The sequence below is a fragment of the Sinorhizobium kostiense genome (assembly GCF_017874595.1).
GTDB classification, from domain to species: domain Bacteria; phylum Pseudomonadota; class Alphaproteobacteria; order Rhizobiales; family Rhizobiaceae; genus Sinorhizobium; species Sinorhizobium kostiense.
Map to the genome: position 1 here is coordinate 1 of NZ_JAGILA010000011.1, position 20,396 is coordinate 20,396.

At 61.0% G+C, this 20,396-nt stretch carries 18 protein-coding genes, 1 tRNA gene and 2 pseudogenes; 10 read left to right on the top strand and 11 right to left on the bottom strand.

Annotated elements, in window-relative coordinates:
* Positions 1-102: 102 nt before the first annotated feature.
* A tRNA-Met gene (locus tag J2Z31_RS27190) sits at positions 103-179 on the top strand.
* A gap of 91 nt (positions 180-270) precedes the next feature.
* Here the strand turns inward: J2Z31_RS27190 and J2Z31_RS27195 are convergent.
* Both J2Z31_RS27195 and J2Z31_RS27200 read right to left on the bottom strand, forming a co-directional pair.
* A pseudogene (locus J2Z31_RS27195) lies at positions 271-422 on the bottom strand (IS3 family transposase); the annotation flags it as partial.
* A 14-nt stretch (positions 423-436) separates the two neighbouring features.
* A complete protein-coding gene (locus J2Z31_RS27200) occupies positions 437-742 on the bottom strand; it encodes a hypothetical protein (RefSeq protein ID WP_209606561.1) in 306 nt (101 codons plus the stop codon).
* 334 nt (positions 743-1,076) lie between these two features.
* Here J2Z31_RS27200 and J2Z31_RS27205 point away from each other — a divergent pair, with 334 nt between their 5' ends.
* Entirely contained in the window at positions 1,077-2,054 is a 978-nt protein-coding gene (locus J2Z31_RS27205; RefSeq protein WP_209606563.1) for a 3'-5' exonuclease, read from the top strand.
* A 221-nt stretch (positions 2,055-2,275) separates the two neighbouring features.
* Here J2Z31_RS27205 and J2Z31_RS27210 read toward each other — a convergent pair whose 3' ends face one another.
* Both J2Z31_RS27210 and J2Z31_RS27215 read right to left on the bottom strand, forming a co-directional pair.
* Positions 2,276-3,526, bottom strand: coding sequence for a bifunctional alpha/beta hydrolase/OsmC family protein (locus J2Z31_RS27210; RefSeq protein WP_209606565.1), 1,251 nt, complete (start codon positions 3,524-3,526; stop codon positions 2,276-2,278).
* 106 nt (positions 3,527-3,632) lie between these two features.
* Positions 3,633-3,737: pseudogene (locus J2Z31_RS27215) on the bottom strand (peptide-methionine (S)-S-oxide reductase); the annotation flags it as partial.
* Positions 3,738-3,943: 206 nt separating this feature from the next.
* Between J2Z31_RS27215 and J2Z31_RS27220 the strand changes: the two are divergent.
* The 8 genes from J2Z31_RS27220 to J2Z31_RS27255 all read left to right on the top strand — a co-directional run bounded on the left by J2Z31_RS27220 (position 3,944) and on the right by J2Z31_RS27255 (position 13,914).
* Complete coding sequence (locus J2Z31_RS27220; RefSeq protein WP_209606567.1) at positions 3,944-5,701, top strand: cytochrome c biogenesis protein DipZ; 1,758 nt, start codon at positions 3,944-3,946, stop codon at positions 5,699-5,701.
* A gap of 397 nt (positions 5,702-6,098) precedes the next feature.
* Complete coding sequence (locus tag J2Z31_RS27225; protein ID WP_209606569.1) at positions 6,099-6,902, top strand: SDR family NAD(P)-dependent oxidoreductase; 804 nt, start codon at positions 6,099-6,101, stop codon at positions 6,900-6,902.
* Positions 6,903-7,015: 113 nt separating this feature from the next.
* Positions 7,016-8,572 carry an MFS transporter gene (locus J2Z31_RS27230; RefSeq protein ID WP_209606571.1) on the top strand — a complete coding sequence of 519 codons (1,557 nt, stop codon included), beginning with the start codon at positions 7,016-7,018 and terminating at the stop codon, positions 8,570-8,572.
* A 106-nt stretch (positions 8,573-8,678) separates the two neighbouring features.
* A complete protein-coding gene (locus tag J2Z31_RS27235) occupies positions 8,679-9,617 on the top strand; it encodes a GlxA family transcriptional regulator (RefSeq protein ID WP_209606574.1) in 939 nt (312 codons plus the stop codon).
* A 208-nt stretch (positions 9,618-9,825) separates the two neighbouring features.
* Positions 9,826-10,872, top strand: a complete 1,047-nt coding sequence (locus J2Z31_RS27240; RefSeq protein ID WP_209606576.1) for an alpha/beta fold hydrolase — start codon at positions 9,826-9,828, stop codon at positions 10,870-10,872.
* A 384-nt stretch (positions 10,873-11,256) separates the two neighbouring features.
* A complete protein-coding gene (locus J2Z31_RS27245; RefSeq protein ID WP_209606578.1) occupies positions 11,257-11,673 on the top strand; it encodes an organic hydroperoxide resistance protein in 417 nt (138 codons plus the stop codon).
* Between the two features lie 212 nt (positions 11,674-11,885).
* Positions 11,886-12,551: a VOC family protein gene (locus tag J2Z31_RS27250; RefSeq protein WP_209606580.1), complete on the top strand. Its 666-nt coding sequence runs from the start codon at positions 11,886-11,888 to the stop codon at positions 12,549-12,551.
* Between the two features lie 127 nt (positions 12,552-12,678).
* Positions 12,679-13,914: an NADH:flavin oxidoreductase/NADH oxidase family protein gene (locus J2Z31_RS27255; protein WP_234939717.1), complete on the top strand. Its 1,236-nt coding sequence runs from the start codon at positions 12,679-12,681 to the stop codon at positions 13,912-13,914.
* A 123-nt stretch (positions 13,915-14,037) separates the two neighbouring features.
* Here J2Z31_RS27255 and J2Z31_RS27260 read toward each other — a convergent pair whose 3' ends face one another.
* The 7 genes from J2Z31_RS27260 to J2Z31_RS27290 all read right to left on the bottom strand — a co-directional run bounded on the left by J2Z31_RS27260 (position 14,038) and on the right by J2Z31_RS27290 (position 20,370).
* A complete protein-coding gene (locus tag J2Z31_RS27260; RefSeq protein ID WP_209606582.1) occupies positions 14,038-15,357 on the bottom strand; it encodes an ATP-binding protein in 1,320 nt (439 codons plus the stop codon).
* Positions 15,357-16,094 (bottom strand): response regulator, encoded by a 738-nt coding sequence (locus tag J2Z31_RS27265; protein ID WP_209606583.1) that lies wholly within the window; start codon positions 16,092-16,094, stop codon positions 15,357-15,359. Before J2Z31_RS27265 ends, J2Z31_RS27260 begins: the two co-directional genes overlap by 1 nt.
* A 93-nt stretch (positions 16,095-16,187) precedes the next feature.
* Positions 16,188-17,507, bottom strand: a complete 1,320-nt coding sequence (locus J2Z31_RS27270) for an epoxide hydrolase family protein (RefSeq protein ID WP_209606586.1) — start codon at positions 17,505-17,507, stop codon at positions 16,188-16,190.
* A 45-nt stretch (positions 17,508-17,552) separates the two neighbouring features.
* The gene (locus tag J2Z31_RS27275) at positions 17,553-17,954 is read right to left on the bottom strand and encodes a cupin domain-containing protein (RefSeq protein WP_209606587.1); all 402 of its coding nucleotides are present in this window, start codon (positions 17,952-17,954) and stop codon (positions 17,553-17,555) included.
* Between the two features lie 412 nt (positions 17,955-18,366).
* A complete protein-coding gene (locus J2Z31_RS27280; RefSeq protein WP_209606590.1) occupies positions 18,367-19,095 on the bottom strand; it encodes a hypothetical protein in 729 nt (242 codons plus the stop codon).
* A gap of 379 nt (positions 19,096-19,474) precedes the next feature.
* Positions 19,475-19,930: a carboxymuconolactone decarboxylase family protein gene (locus J2Z31_RS27285; protein WP_209606592.1), complete on the bottom strand. Its 456-nt coding sequence runs from the start codon at positions 19,928-19,930 to the stop codon at positions 19,475-19,477.
* Positions 19,931-19,953: 23 nt separating this feature from the next.
* Positions 19,954-20,370 (bottom strand): cupin domain-containing protein, encoded by a 417-nt coding sequence (locus tag J2Z31_RS27290; protein ID WP_209606593.1) that lies wholly within the window; start codon positions 20,368-20,370, stop codon positions 19,954-19,956.
* Between the last annotated feature and the right edge of the window lie 26 nt (positions 20,371-20,396).

Consider the following 20,396-nt stretch of genomic DNA (forward strand, 5'->3'; position numbering starts at 1 on the left):
ACGCGGGAGAGTAGGTCGCTGCCAGGTCTGCAAAACGCAAGAAAAACAACATCTTCTCAAACACGCGGCCAAAAGCCAAACAACACCGCAAGCCACAAATAACGCGGGGTGGAGCAGCCCGGTAGCTCGTCAGGCTCATAACCTGAAGGCCGCAGGTTCAAATCCTGCCCCCGCAACCAGAATTTACGAGTAATATCATAAAGCTCCGGGTTCGCCCGGAGCTTTTTTTGCTCAGTATGTCCTAACACGACGCTGACCTGGACTGAACTTTCATCCCGCGACGATTAGAGCTTTGGCGGTTTTCGATACGCCAATGGGCGCGGTGGGAGCAACCGGGGGAGAAGCGTAGCCTTCGTTGGTGCCGGTTGCGGCGATGGTTCCGGCATAGCTTGCCGGGGCTGATGTCCGAGCGATGAGTGCGGCACGGCGCGAGTTCTTAAATCCCCGACCCGTCGAGCTCTTGGTCGTCATCGCCTTCCCAGGGTGAGGGCATTGAGGTGCGATTGAGATTGGCCGAGGGCATCGGCATCCAGCACTTCAATTCTGGCTCGGCGTATTCGATGATGCGGCCGGGTGAGGAATCAGCGGCGCGCCAGCCTTCCCCGCCAAACTGATCGCCATTCGACCAGTACGCGAGGTCAACTTCTGCCGCCCCTTGTTCGGAGGGGCGGATCGTGACCAGGATGCGACTGCCGTTTTTCGGCGCACTTGCCATGTGACGCCAGTGGTCGGGCTCGGCCATCATTTTTTCTCCTCCCTGGCTACGGGTTGCAAGTGTCGCCTTGCTACCGAATACGGTCAACCCAAACCATGCGGACCCATCGTCGATCGATTGGATCGCGTTCGCGCCTGTGATGTAGCTGAGTGATAGCGAAGCCGCTCGCACCCCCGACAGCGCGGTGGTGAGCGAGCGGTGTGCCGGAGTTGGGTATCTTGTTTCGACAGAATTCTGGGCATTTTGGCTGGTGTGACCTGTTCTGCCGACCTCTTTCGTTGCCAGAGTCTCCCTCGGTTTCTATCCTGACGCATGATCCGCACCGCGCTGGTGCGCCGAACCCTGGGGACACTAAAAGCCAATGGCATCTCAGCTGGATATGTTTGCGGCGCCGTTTCAGCCAGATGATGACGTCGTTGTGCCGCTGCGAGAATCCTTGAAGCTGCGGCGGAGGCCACTCGATGGCGAGCGCATGGCCCGGCTTCTGGAGGAGAGCGGCAGCTATCGCGTGCTGCGCAAGCTTGTCGGCCGTCAGATCGTCGATATACCGCGGCCCGGATTTCCTCGCATCGGAGCGATCGTCGACACCGAAACGACGGGCCTCGACCACAGCAAGGACGAGATCATCGAAATCGGCGCAGTCGCGTTCACCTTTGACGACAATGGCCATATCGGCGACGTCACCGGCGTTTACGGCGGCCTGCAGCAGCCGACTGCCCCAATCCCCGCTGACATCACCCGCCTTACAGGAATCACCGACGAGATGGTTGCCGGGCAGTTGATCGATGTCGGGGCGCTTCGAGCGCTGCTCGAACCGGCCGACCTGGTGGTCGCCCACAATGCCGGCTTCGATCGTCCGTTCTGCGAGGCATTCTCAAGCGTGTTTTCCGGCAAGGCATGGGCCTGTTCAGTCAAGGAAGTCGATTGGGCGGCGCGCGGTTTCGAGGGCACCAAACTCGGCTACCTGATTGGTCAAAGTGGCTACTTCCACAATGGCCATCGCGCCGTCGACGACTGTTTTGCTCTGCTCGAGGTGCTCGCCGGCGGCGCCGATGGAGTGACGGAGGCAACCGCTTTTGCGGAACTTCTCAAGACAAGTCAGCGCTCGCGCGTGCGCATCTACGCCGAGCATAGCCCCTTCGACATGAAAGATCATCTGAAGGCTCGGGGATACCGCTGGTCGGATGGCAGCGACGGCCGTCCGAAATCCTGGTGGATTGAAATCGAGGAGGAGCAGCTTGCCGCGGAGCTCGCTTTCCTGAGGTCAGAGATTTATCGGTGCAAAGAGGCCGACCCGCCGGTCAAAAGGTTGACGGCGTTTGACCGGTATAAGGCGTGATTGGATGGCCGGGCAGCCGTGGCATGTAGGGTTGCGCGAGCTCGCTGCCGTGATGGTGTTGTCGCCTCGAACGTTTTGAAGAAGCAACAGCTGCAGCAGGAGCACAGTGGGGCTTAATCAAAGTGGAAGCACCATGAAAACTCCGTTCCTTGCCGAGTTGTCGTCGCGGCGACTATCGGCGAAAGCGCAACAGAGTTCCATCGGGAATGGCACCGATTAGGCTATCGTTCTGTCACTCGGGATTCTGAGTTCACTACGGTTTTTATCTTCGCCACAGCTTCGAGCGTGCGATGCACCGGGCACTTGCCGGCAATCTCGGCAATCTTGTCGCGAAGCTCATCGGAGACCTCGCCATCGACAAAAATGACGCGCTCGAAACGATCGATCCGGGCGCCACTGCTGCGTTCCGATTCGGCACACTCTTCGCAGTCCTTGGCATGGATCTTCGCGTGCGAGACGTCGACCCCGATGCGCCCGAGAGTCAGCTTCTTGTGATCGGCATATAGACGCAGCGTCATCGACGTGCAGGCGCCAAGTGCGATAGATAGGAAGTCATAAGGCGATGGTCCGGAATCGAGCCCGCCAACGCTTTCGGGTTCGTCCGCGAATAGCCGATGGCTGCCGGCCTGGACCGCGTTTTGAAACGCACCTTCGCCGGTTTCCATCACTCGCACGTGTTCGATCGGCGCAGTCCCTTGCGGCGCGTCGGTGGCGAGATAACGCGTCAGCCACCCCGAAATGATCCGACCGGAGAAGGCCGCGTCCTCGGAATTCGTGAGCAGGTGGTCGGCGTTGTCCAGCGAAACAAAGCTCTTTGGATGTTTGGCCGCGAGGAAGATTTCGGTAGCGTTTTCGATGCCGACCGTCTGGTCCAGTGGTGCGTGGAGGATGAGGAGCGGCTTCTTCAGGCGCGCAACGGCGTCCTTGAGGCGCTGTGCGCGCGCGTCCTCAACGAATTGCCTTTTGACAAGGAACTTGCGTCCGGCAAGATCCACTTCGGCGGCACCGCTTCTCTCGATCTGTTCGAGGCTCGTTCCGAAGTTCTTCAACACGTGGCCGACATCGGCTGGCGCGCCGATCGTTGCCACGGCACGCACTTCGGGAATGTCCTTGGCGACGGCCAGGACCGCCGCGCCGCCGAGCGAGTGGCCGATCAGCAACGATGGTGCCTGATAATGGTGGCGTAAATAGTCGGCGGCTGAAAGAAGGTCGGCAACGTTGGAGGAGAAATTCGTCGAAGCGAATTCGCCTTCGCTCGATCCCAGCCCCGTAAAATCAAAACGCAGGACAGCGATGCCTTCACGCGCAAGCTCCGCTGCAATCCGGCGCGCTGCCGCCAAGTCCTTGGAACAGGTGAAGCAATGGGCAAACAATGCGTAGGCCCGCAAAGGTCCGTTGGGGAGGTCGAGACGGGCAGCGAGGGTTGCGCCGGAATGGCCGGCAAATTGGAGCCGTTGCGTATCGAAAGCCATGGGGCCACTCCTTCATTCAAGGAAATGACAGTCCGGCGTATCCACCGGGCCATTTAGAGTTGACGCACGCGACAGGCGCAGAACAGGTGCCCCGTCATTCGGCACAGCCGCCGGTGTAGCCCACGCGGGTCGAAACGACTCCGGGGAGCTTACGGATCAAGTCCTGCATGCCCCAGAAGCAACCACCAGCCAAAACAGCTCTCTCGGTCATTTCAGATTTCCTCTACCTGGTAAATATACGCGCCGTAGCCGGCGGCCTCCATTTCCTCGTTTCTCGCTCGATGCTCAGCTCTGCATTCTGATACAGATCCGCTTGGGAGACGACACAGGCGGGATACTTCCCTCTGGTCCCATGCTGCACGTGTCAAGCGCGACCGGTGTCGGATCGAGGCATCGGTCCTCTGCAGAGGGACGACGATGATCCTGTTCATTATTGCCTATCTTGCCGGCGTGCTGACGATTGTCAGCCCCTGCATCCTTCCGGTCTTGCCTTTCGTGTTTTCTCGAGCTGGTCAGCCATTCGCGAGAAGCATTCTTCCGATGCTCCTAGGCAAAGTGGTGACATTCGCGGGTGTGGCAACGCTTGCCGCTATTGGTGGGGATTGGGCGGTGCAGGCGAACGAAGCCGGCCGATATGCAGCAATTGTTGTGCTCGCGGTCTTCGGCGTAATGCTGCTCTCGCCGCGGATCGCGGCGGTGGTCACTCGTCCGGCAGTCGCGCTTGGCAACCGCCTCTCCCAAAGGGCGGCCGCGAAGGCGAGCGTCGGAGCATCCCTGCTTCTCGGCGTCGCAACCGGGCTTCTTTGGGCGCCCTGCGCCGGCCCAATTCTGGGGCTGGTCCTGACCGGCGCCGCGCTCCATGGGGCGAACGTTGGGACGACACTTCTGCTGGCGGCCTACGCTGCGGGCGCGGCTACTTCGCTGGCGCTGGCTGTACTCGTCGGCGGCAAGGTATTCGCCTCGATGAAGCGGTCGCTGGGTCTCGGCGAGCGTCTTCGCCAAGGCCTCGGTATCGCGGTGCTGGCGGGCGTCATGGCAATTGCGCTCGGCCTCGACACGGGGCTGCTTGCGCGCCTGTCCTATGCGGGCACGACGAGCCTCGAGCAGTCGCTCCTGAACCGGCTCCGCGGCCGCTCCTCCCAAGCGACGGCGAGCCATCGTGCCGCACCAGCCATGGATGTTCAGCAGCAGACCTATCGTAGCAACCTACCTGTCGAAGGGGCCTTCCCGCCGCTGGAGGGCGCCGTAACGTGGCTCAACTCCGAGCCGCTGACGGTCAAGCAACTGCGCGGCAAGGTCGTGCTCGTCGATTTCTGGACGTACTCCTGCATCAACTGCATCCGAACGGTGCCCTATGTTCGAGCCTGGGCAGAGAAGTACCGGAATCAGGGGCTGGTGGTGATCGGCGTGCATGCACCTGAATTCGCCTTCGAAAAACGCATCGACAACGTCAAGCGGGCAGTCCGCGATTTCGGGATCAGCTATCCCGTCGCGATTGACAACGACTATGCGATCTGGCGCGCCTTCGGGAACAGTTACTGGCCGGCGCACTATTTCATCGATGCAGAAGGACGGATCAGGCATCATCACTTCGGCGAGGGTGATTACGCGCAGTCGGAGCGCGTCCTTCAGGAATTACTGGCGGAAGCTGCAGGCAGCCGCAGGGGTGATGGCGGCCTTGTGACGCCCGATGTCAAGGGCGCCGAAGCAGCTCCCGATTTCGCCAACCTCCAGTCCGGCGAGGCCTATGTCGGCTACATGCGCGCCGGCAATTTTGTGTCGCGCGAAGGTGTAGCAGCCGATGAGGCGCGCGACTACACGGTCGGAAAGCCGCGCCTCAATCAGTGGGGCCTCGCCGGCAACTGGACCGTCGGCGCCGAACAGGCGACACTCAATCGCCCTCGAGGAGCGGTCACCTACAGGTTCAGCGCGCGCGACCTGCACCTCGTCCTCGGCCCAGGCGTGAGAGGCAGGAAGGTTCGTTTTCAGGTGATGGTCGACGGCGTCGCTCCGGGTCTGCATCACGGTTCGGATATCGGCCCCGACGGCAACGGAGCGGTGAGCGAGACGCGCCTCTACCAGCTCGTGCGCCAGTCGGGTGAAGTGCGGGAGCGCACTTTCGAGATTCGCTTCCTCGATCCCGGCGTCGAAGTCTTTGTTTTCACCTTCGGATGAGCCGATAGGAAACTCGAACCGTGAAGAATGCGGCCGTGAGCCGATCTGTCCGGAACTTCGTGAACAATCACTATGGTCGGAAAAGAGGAGAGGGCTGATGCGCAATTTTGTGATGCAATCATCGGGCTCGCTGCCGCGCCTTGCGCCTGGGACACCGATCCGCGAAAGCCGTCCGCAGTCGCGACGTTATTCGCCAGGCCGATGTCGCCGGCAGGTGCGAGTGCGGTGCCGGTAAAAGCTGAAACCGACCGCAACGGCCCCCTGATGGCTGGCCAGATAATACGGACCCGCTACCCCTTGGTGAGAACATGTCCTAAAATGCCGGATATATGACATTTGAGACATTGCGCTTTGCCCCTACTATGGAGGCTCCAAACTCAAACCAATGGAGCCTGCCATGACCCAGCATTCGAAAGGCACCGCGCTGATCACCGGCGCTTCCTCCGGCATCGGCGCGATCTATGCCAATCGCCTCGCGGGGAGGGGATATGATCTGATCCTCGTCGCCCGCAACCATGCCCGCCTCGATGAACTGGCCAAGCGCCTGACCGACGAGACCGGCCGCGCAATCGAGGTGATTGCGGCGGACCTCGGCAACAAGGCTGACCTGGGCCGTGTCGAGAAGGTGCTTCACGACGACGCCAGCATAACCCTGCTGGTCAACAATGCCGGCGTCGGTGCGACCTCGCCGCTGCTCGCATCCGATGTCGACAAGATGGAAGAGATGATCACGCTCAACGTCAACGCGCTCACGCGGCTGACCTATGCAGTGGTCCCCGGTTTCGTTGAACGTGGCGGCGGCGCCATCATCAATATCGCTTCGATTGTCGGTATCGCGCCGGAGGTGCTGAACGGCGTCTACGGCGGCAGCAAGGCTTTCGTGCTTGCCTTCAGCCTGTCGCTCCATAAGGAACTTGCCGACAGAAATATCCGCATACAGGCAGTCCTCCCGGGCGCGACGGCGACCGATTTCTGGGGCATAGCCGGCACGCCCTTGGAGCACGTGCCGAGCGAGATCGTCATGCCCGCAGAGGACATGGTGGACGCCGCGCTTGCCGGTTTCGATTTCGGCGAGCGGATCACCATTCCTTCACTGCCCGATGCCGCCGATTGGGATGCTTACGAAGCGGCGCGCCAGAAGCTTATCCCGAACCTTTCCTTGAGCGTGCCTGCAACCCGCTACCGGGCCGGGATCAGTTAACGCGCAGTCCGAGAGCAACGGGCCGGCACGTGTATCCGACGTCCTTCCAGGCGTCTGACCTGCCGGCTCGAAAGTCGAGGCGGCGCTGCCGCGACGGTAAAGGGAGATCTGAAATGAGCACGCCAGCTTTGACGGTGAGAAATGCGCTGTTCCTTGCCACGGGTTTGGCGGGATCATTCCTGGTGAACCTGTCAGCGCAGTTCGCATCGACCAACATCGCCGATATTCAGGGAGGTCTTTCCTCCACCGCAGACGAGGGCTCCTGGATACTCACCGCCTATATCATGGGCAGTTGCGTCGGGGTCGTAACGTCGGGCCTGTTGATCGGGGCATTGAGCATCGGCCGTTATCTGGTTGTAAGTTCAATCTTGTTCGCAGCTGCGGCGATCGCCTGTGCGATAACGACCGACGTCGGCATCATGATTGCTTTGCGTAGTGTGCAGGGCTTCGCAGCGGGCGGGTTCGGGCCTGCGGCGTTCGTGGCAATCTTTATGGTCGCCGGCGGCCCGCGACTGCCCTATGCCGTCATCATCCTGGCATTTGCGCTCCTCTTTGCCGGAACGGCAGGGCCTGTGGTTTCCGGTTTCGTCGAGGACAGTTTCGGCTGGAGAGCTCTATTCCTCATACAGGGGGCTATCGGCGCGCTGCTGGCGTTTGCCGCCCGTCTATGGGTACCGCACAAAGCGTCCAGTTGGCCGGCGCTCAAGGCCGATTGGGTGACCATTACGCTGTTGTCGCTTGCACTGACGAGCCTGGTGCTGGTCCTCAATCAAGGCACGCGCCGGCTCTGGTTCGACAGCGATATCATCGTCTGGGGCACGCTCGTATCCGTCGCCGCCTGGGCCGGGTTCATATTCGCGATCCGCTTTTCCCAGCTGCCGTTTGTAACGCCAGGCTTGCTTGTCACACGGAGGTTCGGCATTCCGATAGGACTCAATTTCCTGTTGCGTGCCGGCCTGGTGGTAAGCTCCTATCTGGTGCCGCAGTTCCTTGGGATCGTGCAAGGCTATCGCCCGCTCGAAGTCGCCGAACTGATGCTGTGGGCGGCAGCGGCGCAGTTGATCGTTCTCCCGCTGGTCTGGTGGTTCCTGCATCTGTTCGATCTGCGCGTGACAATGGGGCTGGGCGTCGCCCTGCTGGCCGTCGGTACAATGCTCATGGTCAACGGCACGGCGTTCTCTGAGGGTGAACAGTTTTGGCAGGCGCTCGCCATCTATTCGGCGGGCCAGCTCTTGCTCTTGGCCCCGGCCATGGTTGTCGGCACGGCGAGCCTTAAGCCTGCGGACCTCCCGACGGCATCGCTCGTATTCAATGCAAGCAATCTGGTCGGAACGACGCTCGGCATCGGCTTCATTTCGAACTTCGTCATCGAGCGTCAGAAGTTCCATTCCGGCGCCCTTGCCGAAAGCACGTCGTTCGACTACCCCCTCGGGGCAGATCGGGTCTCCAGTCTCGGAGCTCTCGCGGGCCGGGCGGCCGACAATGTTGGCGCCTGGGCGGCATCGCAAATCGCTTCCGCAGCACAACGGCAAGCATGGGCACACGCTTTCGCGGATGGCTTTCTTCTCGTCGCCATCATGTTGATGCTCAGCACCGTTGCGGTCTTTGCGATAGGCCGTTCGCCGCCACTGCGCCGCGCGGTCAACGTATCTCCGGATGAAACGCCGTGAAGACGCAAGCGCCGCATTGGGAGTCTGCTCGTCACGGCGGGTTATAGTGGTTTATGCCATGTCGCAAATATCGTATATCCCGCAATTCCAGACAGGGAATTGCACCATGCATCGGATCGGCTTTGTTGTCTTTCCAAAATTCCAGCTCATGGGCTTCGCGGCGGTCACTGCCTTCGAGATGGCGAATGTCGCCCTTGGGGAGCCGGTCTATGAGACAGAGTTGCTTTCGGAGAGGGGCGGAGAGGTCAAGTCGTCAGCCGGCTTCGGCGTCCTCACGAAATCCTTCGACGATACCCACTATGACACCGTGATGTTCGGCGCCGGGACGACTATCGAGCCGATCACGCCGGGACTGATCGAGTTCGCGCGTCACGCGCTGGAAACAGCGCGGAGGGTGGCAGCGCCATGTACCGGCGCCTTCGTGCTTGCGGAGTCGGGCCTGTTGGATGGGCGCCGGGCGACGACGCACTGGGCTTTTGCGCGCCAGTTGCAGGAGCGCTTCCCGGCAGTAAAGGTCGAAGAGGACCGCATCTTCATCGTCGACGGCAGCGTCTGGACGTCTGCCGGGATGACCGCCAGCATCGATCTCGCGCTCGCGATGATCGAGAAAGACCACGGCCAGGACGTCGCTCGCTCGGTCGCGCGAAAGCTTGTCGTCTATCATCGGCGTGCCGGCGGCCAGTCGCAGTTCTCGGCGCTGCTCGAGCTCGACCCGAAGTCTGATCGGATTCAGCGATCGATCGATTACGCCAAGGCAAACCTCCGCAGCGTCCTGTCGGTGGAAGAGCTGGCGGATGCGGCGGGATTGAGTGCGCGCCAGTTCAGCCGTGCGTTTCGGGCCGAGACAGGACAGTCGCCCGCCAAGGCCGTGGAGAATCTCCGGGTGGAGGCGGCACGGCTGATGATGGAGCAGGGCCGGCATTCCATGGACGTGATCGCCGAGGAAACCGGCTTTGCCGATCGCGATCGCATGCGCCGGGCCTTTCTTCGCGCGCTTGGCCAACCGCCCCAAGCGATCCGGCGGAATGCGCGGGAGAGCGCATAGGCAGCCAAGAAGCTGCCGAATGAAACTGCTTGGATAGGAGGTTTCACCCCGGACCTCGGAACGCGCAGACGCCCGGCATGAGATTGTATCCCAATGTGTCTGCCCGCCTGATTTCGACATAGGCTTTCAATTTCACCGACGGCGGACACAGTGGAGATAAGCCGGTGCCCACATCTGCTGCTGTCTTCATTCAATCGGGGAAAAATCGATGACAGAAGAAATCAATCGGCCGAGGCGGCATTTCATCGGGATAGCGGCACTGGCCGTTGCTGCCGCGCAGCTCGGCATGACAGGTATCGCCGAAGCGCAATCAGCGAGCCAGGTCCGCATTCCCGCGACCGCGCCTGGGACGAACACGTCCTTCGCCTCGCTCAAGCAGATCCACGCCGGCGTCCTTAATGTCGGCTATACCGAACTCGGTGCGGGCAATGCGCCGGCGGTCATTCTTCTGCATGGCTGGCCCTACGACATCCACACCTATGTCGATGTGGCGCCGCTGCTGGCGGGGGCCGGCTACCGGGTGATCGTCCCCTATCTGCGCGGCTACGGGACGACGCGTTTCCTGTCGCCCGACACGCCGCGCAATGGCCAGCAATCGGCGATTGCCTCCGACATCATCGCCTTGATGGATGCACTAGGCATCGAGAAGGCGATCATCGGCGGCTGTGACTGGGGAGCGCGGACCGCCAACATCATCGCCGCGCTCTGGCCGGAGCGCTGCAAGGCCCTGGTTTCCGTGAGCGGCTATCTGATCGGCAGCCGTGAAGCCAACAAGAAGCCCCTGCCGCCGAAGGCCGAGCTTGCCTGGTGGTACCAGTTCTACTTCGCCACGGAACGCGGCCGCGCCGGCTACGAGCAATACCGGAATGATTTCGCCAGGCTCATCTGGCAGATCGCATCACCGAAATGGAATTTCGACGATGCCACATTCAACCGCAGCGCGGCGGCCTTCGAGAACCCTGATCATGTCGATATCACGATCCACAATTACCGCTGGCGGATCAGCCTCGCCGACGGCGAGCGGAAATATGACGTTCTGGAAGAACGGCTTGCCAAATTCCCGTTGATCGGCGTTCCGACGATCACGTTGGAGGGCGATGCCAACGGCGCCCCGCATCCCGAGCCCGCAGCCTATTCCAAGAAGTTCCCGGGCACGTACGAGCATCGGCTGATTGCGGGCGGCATCGGCCATAACCTGCCGCAGGAAGCACCGCAGGCCTTTGCCCAGGCCGTCGTTGACGTCGATCGTTTCTGATCACTTTCGCCCGTGTGTCTTCCAGGTCCACAAAGGTCCCTGTACACTTCTTGGAGCCCTTCCAGTCAATCGGGAAGGGCTCCAGTTGCTGCGCGCTTTTGCGTGTCGCTTCCAACAGCGTTTCCAGGAAAAGTGCGTCGCGGTTTTTTTTACGGAATTCGCGTAGTTCCAAAGAGTAGATCATTTCACTCTTTCAACTGCACGGAAACGATCTAGCACCGATTTCGTATCGCAGTGTGTCCATTCCGCGTTCTGCCAGCATTCGCTTACTTTTCGGCCGCATCATGAAACATGCCATACACGTGCGCAGCGGCATATGTGCCTCGACAGTCGGACAGGCAATCGCCCCTCGGCGTCATCAACTCTGTCGCAAGGAAGGACACTATGACTGCGATCGAAAAGGTACTTTACACCGGCAAGACGCACACCACCGGTGGTCGTGACGGCGCATCCCGCAGTAGTGATGGACGCCTGGACGTCAAGCTCTCGTCACCCGGCAGTTCGCGGCCGGGGACCAATCCGGAGCAGCTTTTCGCCGCCGGTTGGTCGGCCTGCTTCATCGCGGCGATAGGGAAGGCTGCGAGCGAGCGGAAGGTAACACTCCCCGCCGATCTGGCGGTGGATGCCGAAGTGGATCTCGGCAACGGCGCCGGCGGCTATTTCCTCGGGGCACGCCTCCATGTGAGCATGCCCGGCATCGACCGCGACACCGCCCAGGCGCTGGTCGATAGGGCGCATCAGACCTGCCCTTATTCCAAGGCCACGCGCGGCAATATCGAGGTCGCGATCAACATCGTCTGAGGTGAAGAGGATGCTCCCGACCGGAGAGCCTCTGATCGGGGGCGCCATCGTCGAGAAACCACGAGTTCCAAGGAGTGACTCGGGCGATTCAGCCATATCGGTGCTTCGGAACAGCCACAGGTGTTCACCGAGGAGCTCCTAAGCCTGAGCCAATGCCGAGTTAAACACTGGTGGCGCTGTGCGCGTCTGTCAAAAACAGAAGGAGAAAAGCCATGGTTACTGCTAACAAGAGCGAGATAGCGCGGCCGCTCGACATGAAGCTCGAGGTCATCGTTGTCCCCGTATCGGACGTCGATCGCGCGAAGGAATTCTACGGTCGCCTCGGCTGGCGGCTCGATGCCGAATTCGCCGACGGCGACGACTACCGGGTGATCCAGTTCACCCCGCCCGGATCCGGCTCCTCGGTCATCTTTGGAAAGAATGTTACTGACGCGGCGCCGGGCTCCGCCCAGGGACTGTATCTTATCGTCGCCGACATCGAGGCAGCTCGCGAGGAGTTGCGCAGTCGCGGCGTCGATATCAGCGAAGTATTCCACGGGGGCGACGTGTACTCGGGCAGCGACGAGCCCTACCTGTTCGGGCGGGTCCGGGTGGGCGGTCCTGATCCCGAGCGCCGCAGCTACCGCTCCTACGCCTCCTTCAGGGATCCGGATGGTAATGGCTGGCTCCTCCAAGAGGTCACCGCGCGGCTGCCCGGACGCATCGATGCGGCCGCCACGACATTCGCCTCGGTCGCTGATCTTGCGAGCGCGTTCCGCCGTGCCGAGGCCGCGCACGGCGAATACGAGAAGCAGCTCGGCCATCGGGACGAGGACTGGCCTAGCTGGTACGCCGACTACATGGTCCGAGAGCAGACTGGCGCGCCGCAGCCGTCATGATCGGTTTGCGGCAAATGCAGCAGGGTGGGCTCGGCCGCCCTGCTGCTTGGGGCTGGGCCGTCGAATCATAAACCCGAAGCCAAAGCCGGATGACGTTGGGTGGTGCCGAGAGACTTCGCGGATAAAGATGAAAGCTTTGGTCGTGGAATTTCAAATGCAACGCTGTGGAAATCTGTTCGAACCGCTGCAACTGCCTTGCGGTTTAACCCTGAAAAATCGGATTGCGAAATCAGCGATGTCGGATTCCTTGGGCGACGGGACCGGCCATCCGACTGCCGAACAGATCAGGCTTTATCAGCGCTGGGCCGCAGGTGGGTCGGCCGTATCCATAATCGGTGAGGTGCAGCTCACCGCCGGTTACGCCGAGAACCCCGGCAATCTGGTACTGAATGAGGCCTCCGACCTTGACCGGTTCCGGGAACTTGCGCGACATGGCGGCGCAAACGGCACCAAGCTTTGGCTGCAACTCGGTCACGCCGGAGCGCTAGCGTACGCGCCGACGAGTAACCCCAAGGGCCCGAGTGCCCTCGATCTGCCGGGTCTGCGCTGCGTGGAAATGACATTGGACGAAATGCGCCAACTGCCGTCGGAGTTCGCGAGGACAGCCTGGTTGGCACAGCAGGCCGCTTTTGGCGGCGTGCAAATTCATGCGGCGCACGGATTCTTGCTTAGCCAGTTCCTTTCGCCACTGTTCAACAAGCGCAGCGACGGATACGGAGGGCCAATCGCCAATCGCATGCGTCCTCTCTTGGAAGCTATCGAAGCAACTCGCGCAGCCGTCGGACCGGATTTCCCCATCGCCGTGAAACTCAATTCCTCAGACCAGCTTGAGGGCGGGTTCGACAAGGAAGACGCGCTTAAGGTGGTGGCGGCGCTGGACCGGTCTTCGGTAGACCTGATCGACATTAGTGGGGGGACCTACTTCCCCGGAGCAAAATCCGCCTCCGACGGAACGGGACGCGGACCCTACTTCCTCGAATTTGCAAAGCGCGCCCGCGCGGTAACGACCAAGCCCCTCATGCTGACAGGCGGTTTCAAGACGCGCGCGCAAGCCGAGCACGCTGTGGCAAGTGGTGCGGTTGATATTGTCGGTCTTGCGCGCGCGCTCGTCCTCGAGCCTTCGCTTCCCGACCTCTGGAAAGCAGATCGGAAGCCTGAACCGTTCTTTCCCAGATTCTCCTATCCCCCGGAGGGCGGGGTCACCGCGTGGTACACGATGCGGCTGACCGAGATCGGCGCTGACAAAGAAACACCGGTTTTCGGCGATCTCGAGCAGGCAATCCGAGACTATGAAGCGCGCAACAAATCTCGAACAAAAATTTGGTTGCGTCACTTTGCCAATGTTGTCGTGGGACAAACCTAAATCGTGATCCGCAGCTATTCACCTTTGTCCGCATCCCGACTTTAGACGGTCAAATTGATCAGCCTTGGAGGCGATGGCGAATACGGTCATGGGCTAAGATCGTTTTCGAGTTCCACGCCCTAGCTATTGGAGGAGGGCGATTTCCGCCGCCAAGCCGCCACCTTCGCGGTTGTACAGAGTGAGTGTTCCGCCGATTGCGGTCGCGAACTGTTGGGCGATGGCAAGGCCGAGGCCGGTCCCACCCGTGTCGCGGCTACGGGACTGCTCCAATCGGAAGAAGGGCTTCAGCACGGTGTCCAGCTGACTTTTCGGAATGCCGGGGCCGCGATCGAGCACTTTGATAACCACGGCGGCGTCGCGGCGCCGCACCTCGACCTCGGCATTGCCGGCGAATTTCAGCGCATTATCGATGAGGTTCGTGAGAATGCGTTTCAAAGCCTGCGGCCGGGTAACGATTGCGCCGTCTGCCAGCTCGCCGAGCGTAACCGCCTTGCCGATGTCCTGATAGTCATAGGCTATACTCTCGATGAACGAGGCGAGATCGATGCGTGAGACTTTTTCCTCTTTGCTGTGGGCGCTGCGCGCATAGGCGACCCCTTCCTTGACGAGGCGTTCGACTTCACCGAGGTCCTGAATGAGCTTGTCTTTGTCGACGGAATCCTCGGCCATTTCGGCGCGGAGCTTCATGCGGGTGATCGGCGTTTGCAGATCATGCGAGATCGCCGCGAGAATCTGCACGCGCTCCTCAAGATATTGGGCGATGCGATCGCGCATCGCGTTGAAGGCCGTGGCCGCATAAGCCACTTCCGTCGGCCCCGCCTCGCTGAGGCGTGGCGTATTCCTGTTCGGGTCCAGAGTGTCGGCGGCTCTCGCCAAGTTGGCAAGCGGACGGATGGCCTGGCGCATGGCGAACCAGCTGCACAATACCAGGAGGGAAAGCTGCGCGAGGAGAACGTAAGGCAGCCAGTCGGCCACGGGCATGACGCCCCTTGGGGTGACGTCTATCGTCAGCGGTTCGCCGTCACTCAAGCGCAGATGCGCCTGAAGATGGCGGCCTACCCCCGGGATCGATTCGACCTCGATCGGGTATTTTGCACCTATTGCACCCTGGATCTTCGACGCCACCTCGGCGTCGTCCGGCTTGAGTACAGGATTGCCGGGGATGCCCGGTCCCAGAACGAACCGGTAGGAGCCGCGAGCAAGTTGGTTGAGCCAGGCGGACCGTTCGGCCGCAGGGAGGCGGTCGAGGATGGCGATCGATGTCGCGACGTCGTTCTCGAGCGTGTTGAACATCACCGACCTGGCGGCGATATAGCGCTCCGAAAACAGCACCGCAAACGACATGGCGTGAGCGCTTGCGAGACCGGCAAGGAGAATTATGAATAGCCGCGCCCTGAGTGTGCGCGGCCACAGGCGAATTCCCTTGAGGGCGGCCGTCGGCATCAGCGCGGCTCCACGATTTCGACCGGCATCGAGAATACGTAGCCTTCGCTGCGGACCGTCTTGATGTAGGTCGGCTCGCGGGCGTCGTCGCCGAGCCGCTGGCGAACCCGGCTGACTAGGAGATCGACCGACCGGTCGAAGAGCTCGGCCTCGCGTCCCTGTGTCAGATTGAGCAGCTGATCACGGTTGAGGACGCGCTGCGGGTGGTCGACAAAGACGCGCAGCAGCCGGTATTCGGCGCCGCTTAGCGCAATGGCCGTGCCGTCGGCATCGATGAGGTGCCTTGCCGTCGTATCGAGCTTCCAATCACCGAAACGCAGTACCTGGCCGGCCTCCGATATCTGCAAATTTGGAGGCAGCATGCGCGCGCGCCGCAGGACCGCCTTGATGCGGGCGAGCAATTCGCGCGCCGAAAAGGGCTTGGCGAGATAGTCGTCGGCACCCATTTCGAGACCGATGATGCGATCCATCTCGTCAGAGCGGGCGGTGAGCATGACAATCGGTGTCGCCTTGTGCCTGCCTACGCGCAGCTCGCGACTCAGTACGAGGCCATCGTCTCCCGGCATCATAAGATCGAGAATAATGAGATCGACCGTATTAGCCTCGAGGAACGCGCGCATCTGCCGTCCGTCGGCGACGGCGGTCACGCGCAGACCGTTCTTCTTCAGGTAGCTCGACACAAGCTCCCGGATTTCCCGATCGTCATCGACGACCAAGATGTGATCAATGTGCTCCATGGCGATCTCCACCGTTCGACGGGCATTTCATATCAAATGAGAACGCCGTGGTAGCAGTATTCACCGGTTCGCGCGCCTGTCACGAAGCAAAGTCTAGGGTCGGCGCAATGGACGGAAAGCGGCGCGGAGTTCGGCGCTGAATAGCTCCGGCTCTTCCCAGGCGGCGAAGTGGCCGCCCTTGTCCACCCGGTTGTAGTAAATCAGCTTGGTGTAGGCCCGTTCCGCCCAGCTCTTCGGCGGCCTGTAAACTTCGCCGGGAAAAATCGTCACCGCCGCCGGGATCACGATAGGGGCCAACTTGCTGTTGCCGGCGCTGTTCTCCCAATAAATCCGGCCGCTCGAGGTCCCGGTGTTCGTCAGCCAGTAAAGCGTGATGTTGTCGAGGATCTCGTCGCGGCTCAACGCGCGTTCCGGTTCGCCACGGGTGAACACCCAATCAGCGAGCTTGTCATAGAACCACGCCGCCAGTCCAACCGGCGAGTCGGCAAGGCCGTAACCGATGGTTTGCGGACGCGTACCCATGATCGCCGCATAGCCGAAGCCTGTACTGAGGAATTCCCTGGCTTGGTCAAACACCGCCCGTTCCTCGGCGGTCAGATCCGCCGGCGCAGGATCACCGCTTCGCAAGGCCCTGGCAACTTCCGGTGGGATGGTGGTCGGGCGCTCAATCCTGTTGACGTGGATGCCGAGCAAACCCGGAGGAGCCTGGCGGCCCATAGCGTCGGAAATGATGGCACCCCAATCGCCGCCCTGTGACACGTACTCCCTGTACCCAAGGCGCTTCATGAGTACGTCCCAGGCGCGGGCAATGCGGCCCGGGTTCCAGCCAGTGCCCTTCGGCTTCTCGGAAAAGCCGAAGCCGGGAACGGAGGGTAGCACCAGGTGAAAGGCGTCCTCCGCGGTCCCTCCATGCGCCGTGGGATCGGTCAGCGGACCGACGACTTTCAGCAGTTCAAAGACCGAACCGGGCCAGCCATGGGTCATGATGAGCGGCAAGGCATCCGCATGACGCGAGCGAACATGGATGAAGTGGATATCGAGGCCATCGACATTCGTCAGAAACTGAGGCAAGGCATTCAGCTTCGCTTCGCCCTTGCGCCAGTCGTAGGCCGTTTCCCAGTAGCGGACGAGTGACTGAAGCTTCGCAAGCTGTACGCCTTGAGAGCGGTCATCGACCGTCTCCGGCTCAGGCCACCGTGTGGCGGCAAGGCGCTCGCGGAGGTCGAAAAGCGCTACGGCCGGGATATCCACACGGAAGGGGCGAATGCCACCGGCCTCGAAGGGCGTCGTGGCCTCCGCTTGGGCGAAAGCTGTCGCAGGGCGAAACACCGCAACGGCCGCCACCGCGGCTCCGTTCAGGAGCAGAGCCCGACGGGACAGAGCGGACGCGTTTGCCGTTTCCTGTGCCGTCATTCTCGTACTCCTTCTCTGTGGTTCTCAATGTCCATGTCGAAACGCTCACTTGACCGGAACCACAAGCGGGGTGCCTTTCTCGACGATGTATGTCGCAAGCTCCGAGGCCTTGCCGCCGCCGACATTCTTCGCCACGTGCGCCACTCCGGCCGGTATGAACAAAGCTTCGCCGGCATGAAGCGTGACGGGCGCTCTGCCCTCGAGCTGATATTCCAGCGAGCCTTCGAGGACATACGCTATCTCTTCGCCCGGATGAGAGTGCTTGATGGAGACTGCGCCGGGTTGGAAGTCGACCCGCACCTGGATCGCCTCGCGGCCAGGCGTACCGAGGTCGTGCTGCACGAGATCGGTGCGCTGAATTCCCGCTTGCTGCGCCTTGGCCGCTTGCAGCGCCAATCCGCTTCCAACGATCAGCAGCGCAGCTGCGATGATCCGAGACGTTTTCATATGGTCATCCTTTCGTGCACTTGGTCGAGGCTCGTTTTCGAGCCAGTGCCGCCATTTGAGCGCCTATGTGTATTGACGCTATGTCCGCCCGGCCGGACTTTTGTAACGGCATGTATCGCGGAAGCAGCGGAGCGAACTCGGCGCCGATCGTTACGCAATCATTTTGGGGAAGAGGGCGCGCGTGACACGTGAGGCGCGGGCCACGATAGAAGAGGTTCGCGACTCGTTCCAATGAGATGGCTCTGCCGTTTCTCTGTCAGGGCGCCATTCATCGGCGCGTATGATCCCGTCAATAGCGCTGCTGAACTGCGCTTGGCCTCACCCAGCCTTTTGACCAGCAGCTTTCATCGCGTTCCATCTGGCGGTCCGGATGGTTGTCGCTGTACGGGACGCCACAGTACCCGCGGCGACGTCAGAACAGCGCGTAATCCGACAGTTCGATTGTGACGGCATTGAAATCGCGGTCGAGAGTGCCATCCGGCTTGAGCGTGAACACGCTGCGGCGGGTCGGGTACTTCAGCCCGTCAACGTCGACGTAATCAGATATAAAGTGCGCGGCCGGCGTGTCCGCCCACACATCAACCGTATAATCGTGACGGCGCAGCAGCCCATCCGAGCCGAAGTAGAAGCGCTGTTCCCGCGTGTGGCTGTGTACGCCTTCAGGAAACCGGACAGCGACGCCGCGAAGCGTCTCGCCTTCGTTCTCGACCGGGGCGACGTCGCGAGCTTCATAGCCGGGTTCGCCGAACACGAACGGCGTCGCATGATACGTCCACATGGCATAGCCGTTGAAGTAGGCGAGGTTCAGCGGGTCCCATTGTCCGTTGAAGCTGCGATCGAACGCTTCACGTCCGTTGTCTCGCTCGGCGATAATCGAGCCATCTCCGGCGGTGATCTCCACATGCTCGGGAGTCCAGGTCATCGTCCAATCCGGTTCGCCAAAGGGAGTAACTCGGGTCCACTGCCGGTGGAACTCGCTTGTTGCACGACGCGGCACAGGGATCAAAGGGGCGCCTTTCAGCTCCCATAGCTTTCCACCGCTCAGTATGGTTGAGGCAATACCCTTGAACTTATCCCAGCGGTCGCGCCCGCCATGCGCTTCCAGAGCCTCTTCCAGCAGCGGGTGCAACTTGTCACGCATCGATCTTCTCCTCAAATGGGATCCATGACGATTATTGACGCACCTGATCTTTTGCCGCTCGGAGCGACGTAGGTCCCACGAGGCTTCCAGTAGAACCCGTGCCGACCATGTGCCCGGAATGCAAGAGACGACTCCCGAACATGAACTTTGGCCGAGGATAGCATCTTTTGGGACGCTTGAGATCGCAAGAAATTGGGCTGAGATGGTCTCCGATACCAACTCCTACGTGGCGTTCACGGTGCAGATCTGACCACATACTGATCGCCGTCATTACATGGGGCGATCTCAACGAGAGACTTCATGATGCCTCGTTGACACGCAAACGGAAGGGGAGTTTGTGGACGCGCGCGACCGCGAGTCCACAAAGCATCCCTCCGCTTTATTTTTCAATCGCAGCCTGTGGCGTATTTCGGAAACTGATCGCCATGCGATTATAGGCGTTCATCAGGCCGGTCGCGATCGTCAAGTCAACGAGCTCCCGCTCGTCGAAGACGGCCCGCGCGGCCTCGTAGGCTTCATCGGGAACGCCGGTCTCGGCGACGCGCGTCACCGTTTCGGCCCAGGCAAAGGCGGCCCGCTCACGCTCGTCGAAGAGATTTCCGGCTTCCCTCCACGCCTGCACAAGCGCGATCTTCTCGATTTTCTGCCCTTTCTTCAGCAGGTCGCGCGTGTGCATGTCGAGGCAGTAGGCGCAATTGTTGATCTGCGAGATACGAAGATAGACCAATTCGACCAGCTCCGAAGGGAGGCCGCTCTGCAGGATGTAGCCGTACACTCCGCCAAGGGCTTTGACGCCGGCCGGCGCGATTTGATTGTAGTCGAGACGCTTGCTCATCGTTTGTTCCTCAAAAGGTCGGTTTACTCGATGGGGGTGGTCAGTGCCTTTTCATCGCTATCGAGGACGAATACGGCGAGGAGCCTTGCGGGCTTGGTCTTGCTCGCATTGCGGCTGACGAGATGCTTGGACGCCGGCGGTTCGTGCCAGCTCTCGCCGGCGCGATAGACCTGCCTCGGGCCGTCATTCACCTTCGACTCGATTTCTCCAGAGAGGACGTAGGCGAAGATGAAGGACGAGTCCGCGTGCGCGTGCGGTACCGAAGCCCCGCCCGGCGGATAGTCGACGATTACAGCCTTCAGCGTTTTGCCCGGAATATTGGGTATGGTCTTTTCGAAATGTGGCGTGACAACTTCGCCGGAGCCATGCGCTGCGGCAGGCATGGCGGTGGCGATGGCGATGGCGGTCCACGCCGCGCCTATGATGAACCGTGCATTCATGATGGCATTTCTCCTGTATAGGTTTT

Bases quoted from the DNA above. Each gene is read 5' to 3' on its own strand.
- J2Z31_RS27280 (WP_209606590.1), bottom strand. From the start codon at position 19,095: ATGCGTGACAAGTTGCACCCGCTGCTGGAAGAGGCTCTGGAAGCGCAT.
- J2Z31_RS27200 (WP_209606561.1), bottom strand. From the start codon at position 742: ATGGCCGAGCCCGACCACTGGCGTCACATGGCAAGTGCGCCGAAAAAC.
- J2Z31_RS27220 (WP_209606567.1), top strand. From the start codon at position 3,944: ATGATCCTGTTCATTATTGCCTATCTTGCCGGCGTGCTGACGATTGTC.
- J2Z31_RS27255 (WP_234939717.1), top strand. From the start codon at position 12,679: ATGAAAGCTTTGGTCGTGGAATTTCAAATGCAACGCTGTGGAAATCTG.
- J2Z31_RS27285 (WP_209606592.1), bottom strand. From the start codon at position 19,930: ATGAGCAAGCGTCTCGACTACAATCAAATCGCGCCGGCCGGCGTCAAA.
- J2Z31_RS27265 (WP_209606583.1), bottom strand. From the start codon at position 16,094: ATGGAGCACATTGATCACATCTTGGTCGTCGATGACGATCGGGAAATC.
- J2Z31_RS27275 (WP_209606587.1), bottom strand. From the start codon at position 17,954: ATGAAAACGTCTCGGATCATCGCAGCTGCGCTGCTGATCGTTGGAAGC.
- J2Z31_RS27205 (WP_209606563.1), top strand. From the start codon at position 1,077: ATGGCATCTCAGCTGGATATGTTTGCGGCGCCGTTTCAGCCAGATGAT.
- J2Z31_RS27230 (WP_209606571.1), top strand. From the start codon at position 7,016: ATGAGCACGCCAGCTTTGACGGTGAGAAATGCGCTGTTCCTTGCCACG.
- J2Z31_RS27235 (WP_209606574.1), top strand. From the start codon at position 8,679: ATGCATCGGATCGGCTTTGTTGTCTTTCCAAAATTCCAGCTCATGGGC.
- J2Z31_RS27290 (WP_209606593.1), bottom strand. From the start codon at position 20,370: ATGAATGCACGGTTCATCATAGGCGCGGCGTGGACCGCCATCGCCATC.
- J2Z31_RS27225 (WP_209606569.1), top strand. From the start codon at position 6,099: ATGACCCAGCATTCGAAAGGCACCGCGCTGATCACCGGCGCTTCCTCC.
- J2Z31_RS27270 (WP_209606586.1), bottom strand. From the start codon at position 17,507: ATGACGGCACAGGAAACGGCAAACGCGTCCGCTCTGTCCCGTCGGGCT.
- J2Z31_RS27245 (WP_209606578.1), top strand. From the start codon at position 11,257: ATGACTGCGATCGAAAAGGTACTTTACACCGGCAAGACGCACACCACC.
- J2Z31_RS27260 (WP_209606582.1), bottom strand. From the start codon at position 15,357: ATGCCGACGGCCGCCCTCAAGGGAATTCGCCTGTGGCCGCGCACACTC.
- J2Z31_RS27210 (WP_209606565.1), bottom strand. From the start codon at position 3,526: ATGGCTTTCGATACGCAACGGCTCCAATTTGCCGGCCATTCCGGCGCA.
- J2Z31_RS27250 (WP_209606580.1), top strand. From the start codon at position 11,886: ATGGTTACTGCTAACAAGAGCGAGATAGCGCGGCCGCTCGACATGAAG.
- J2Z31_RS27240 (WP_209606576.1), top strand. From the start codon at position 9,826: ATGACAGAAGAAATCAATCGGCCGAGGCGGCATTTCATCGGGATAGCG.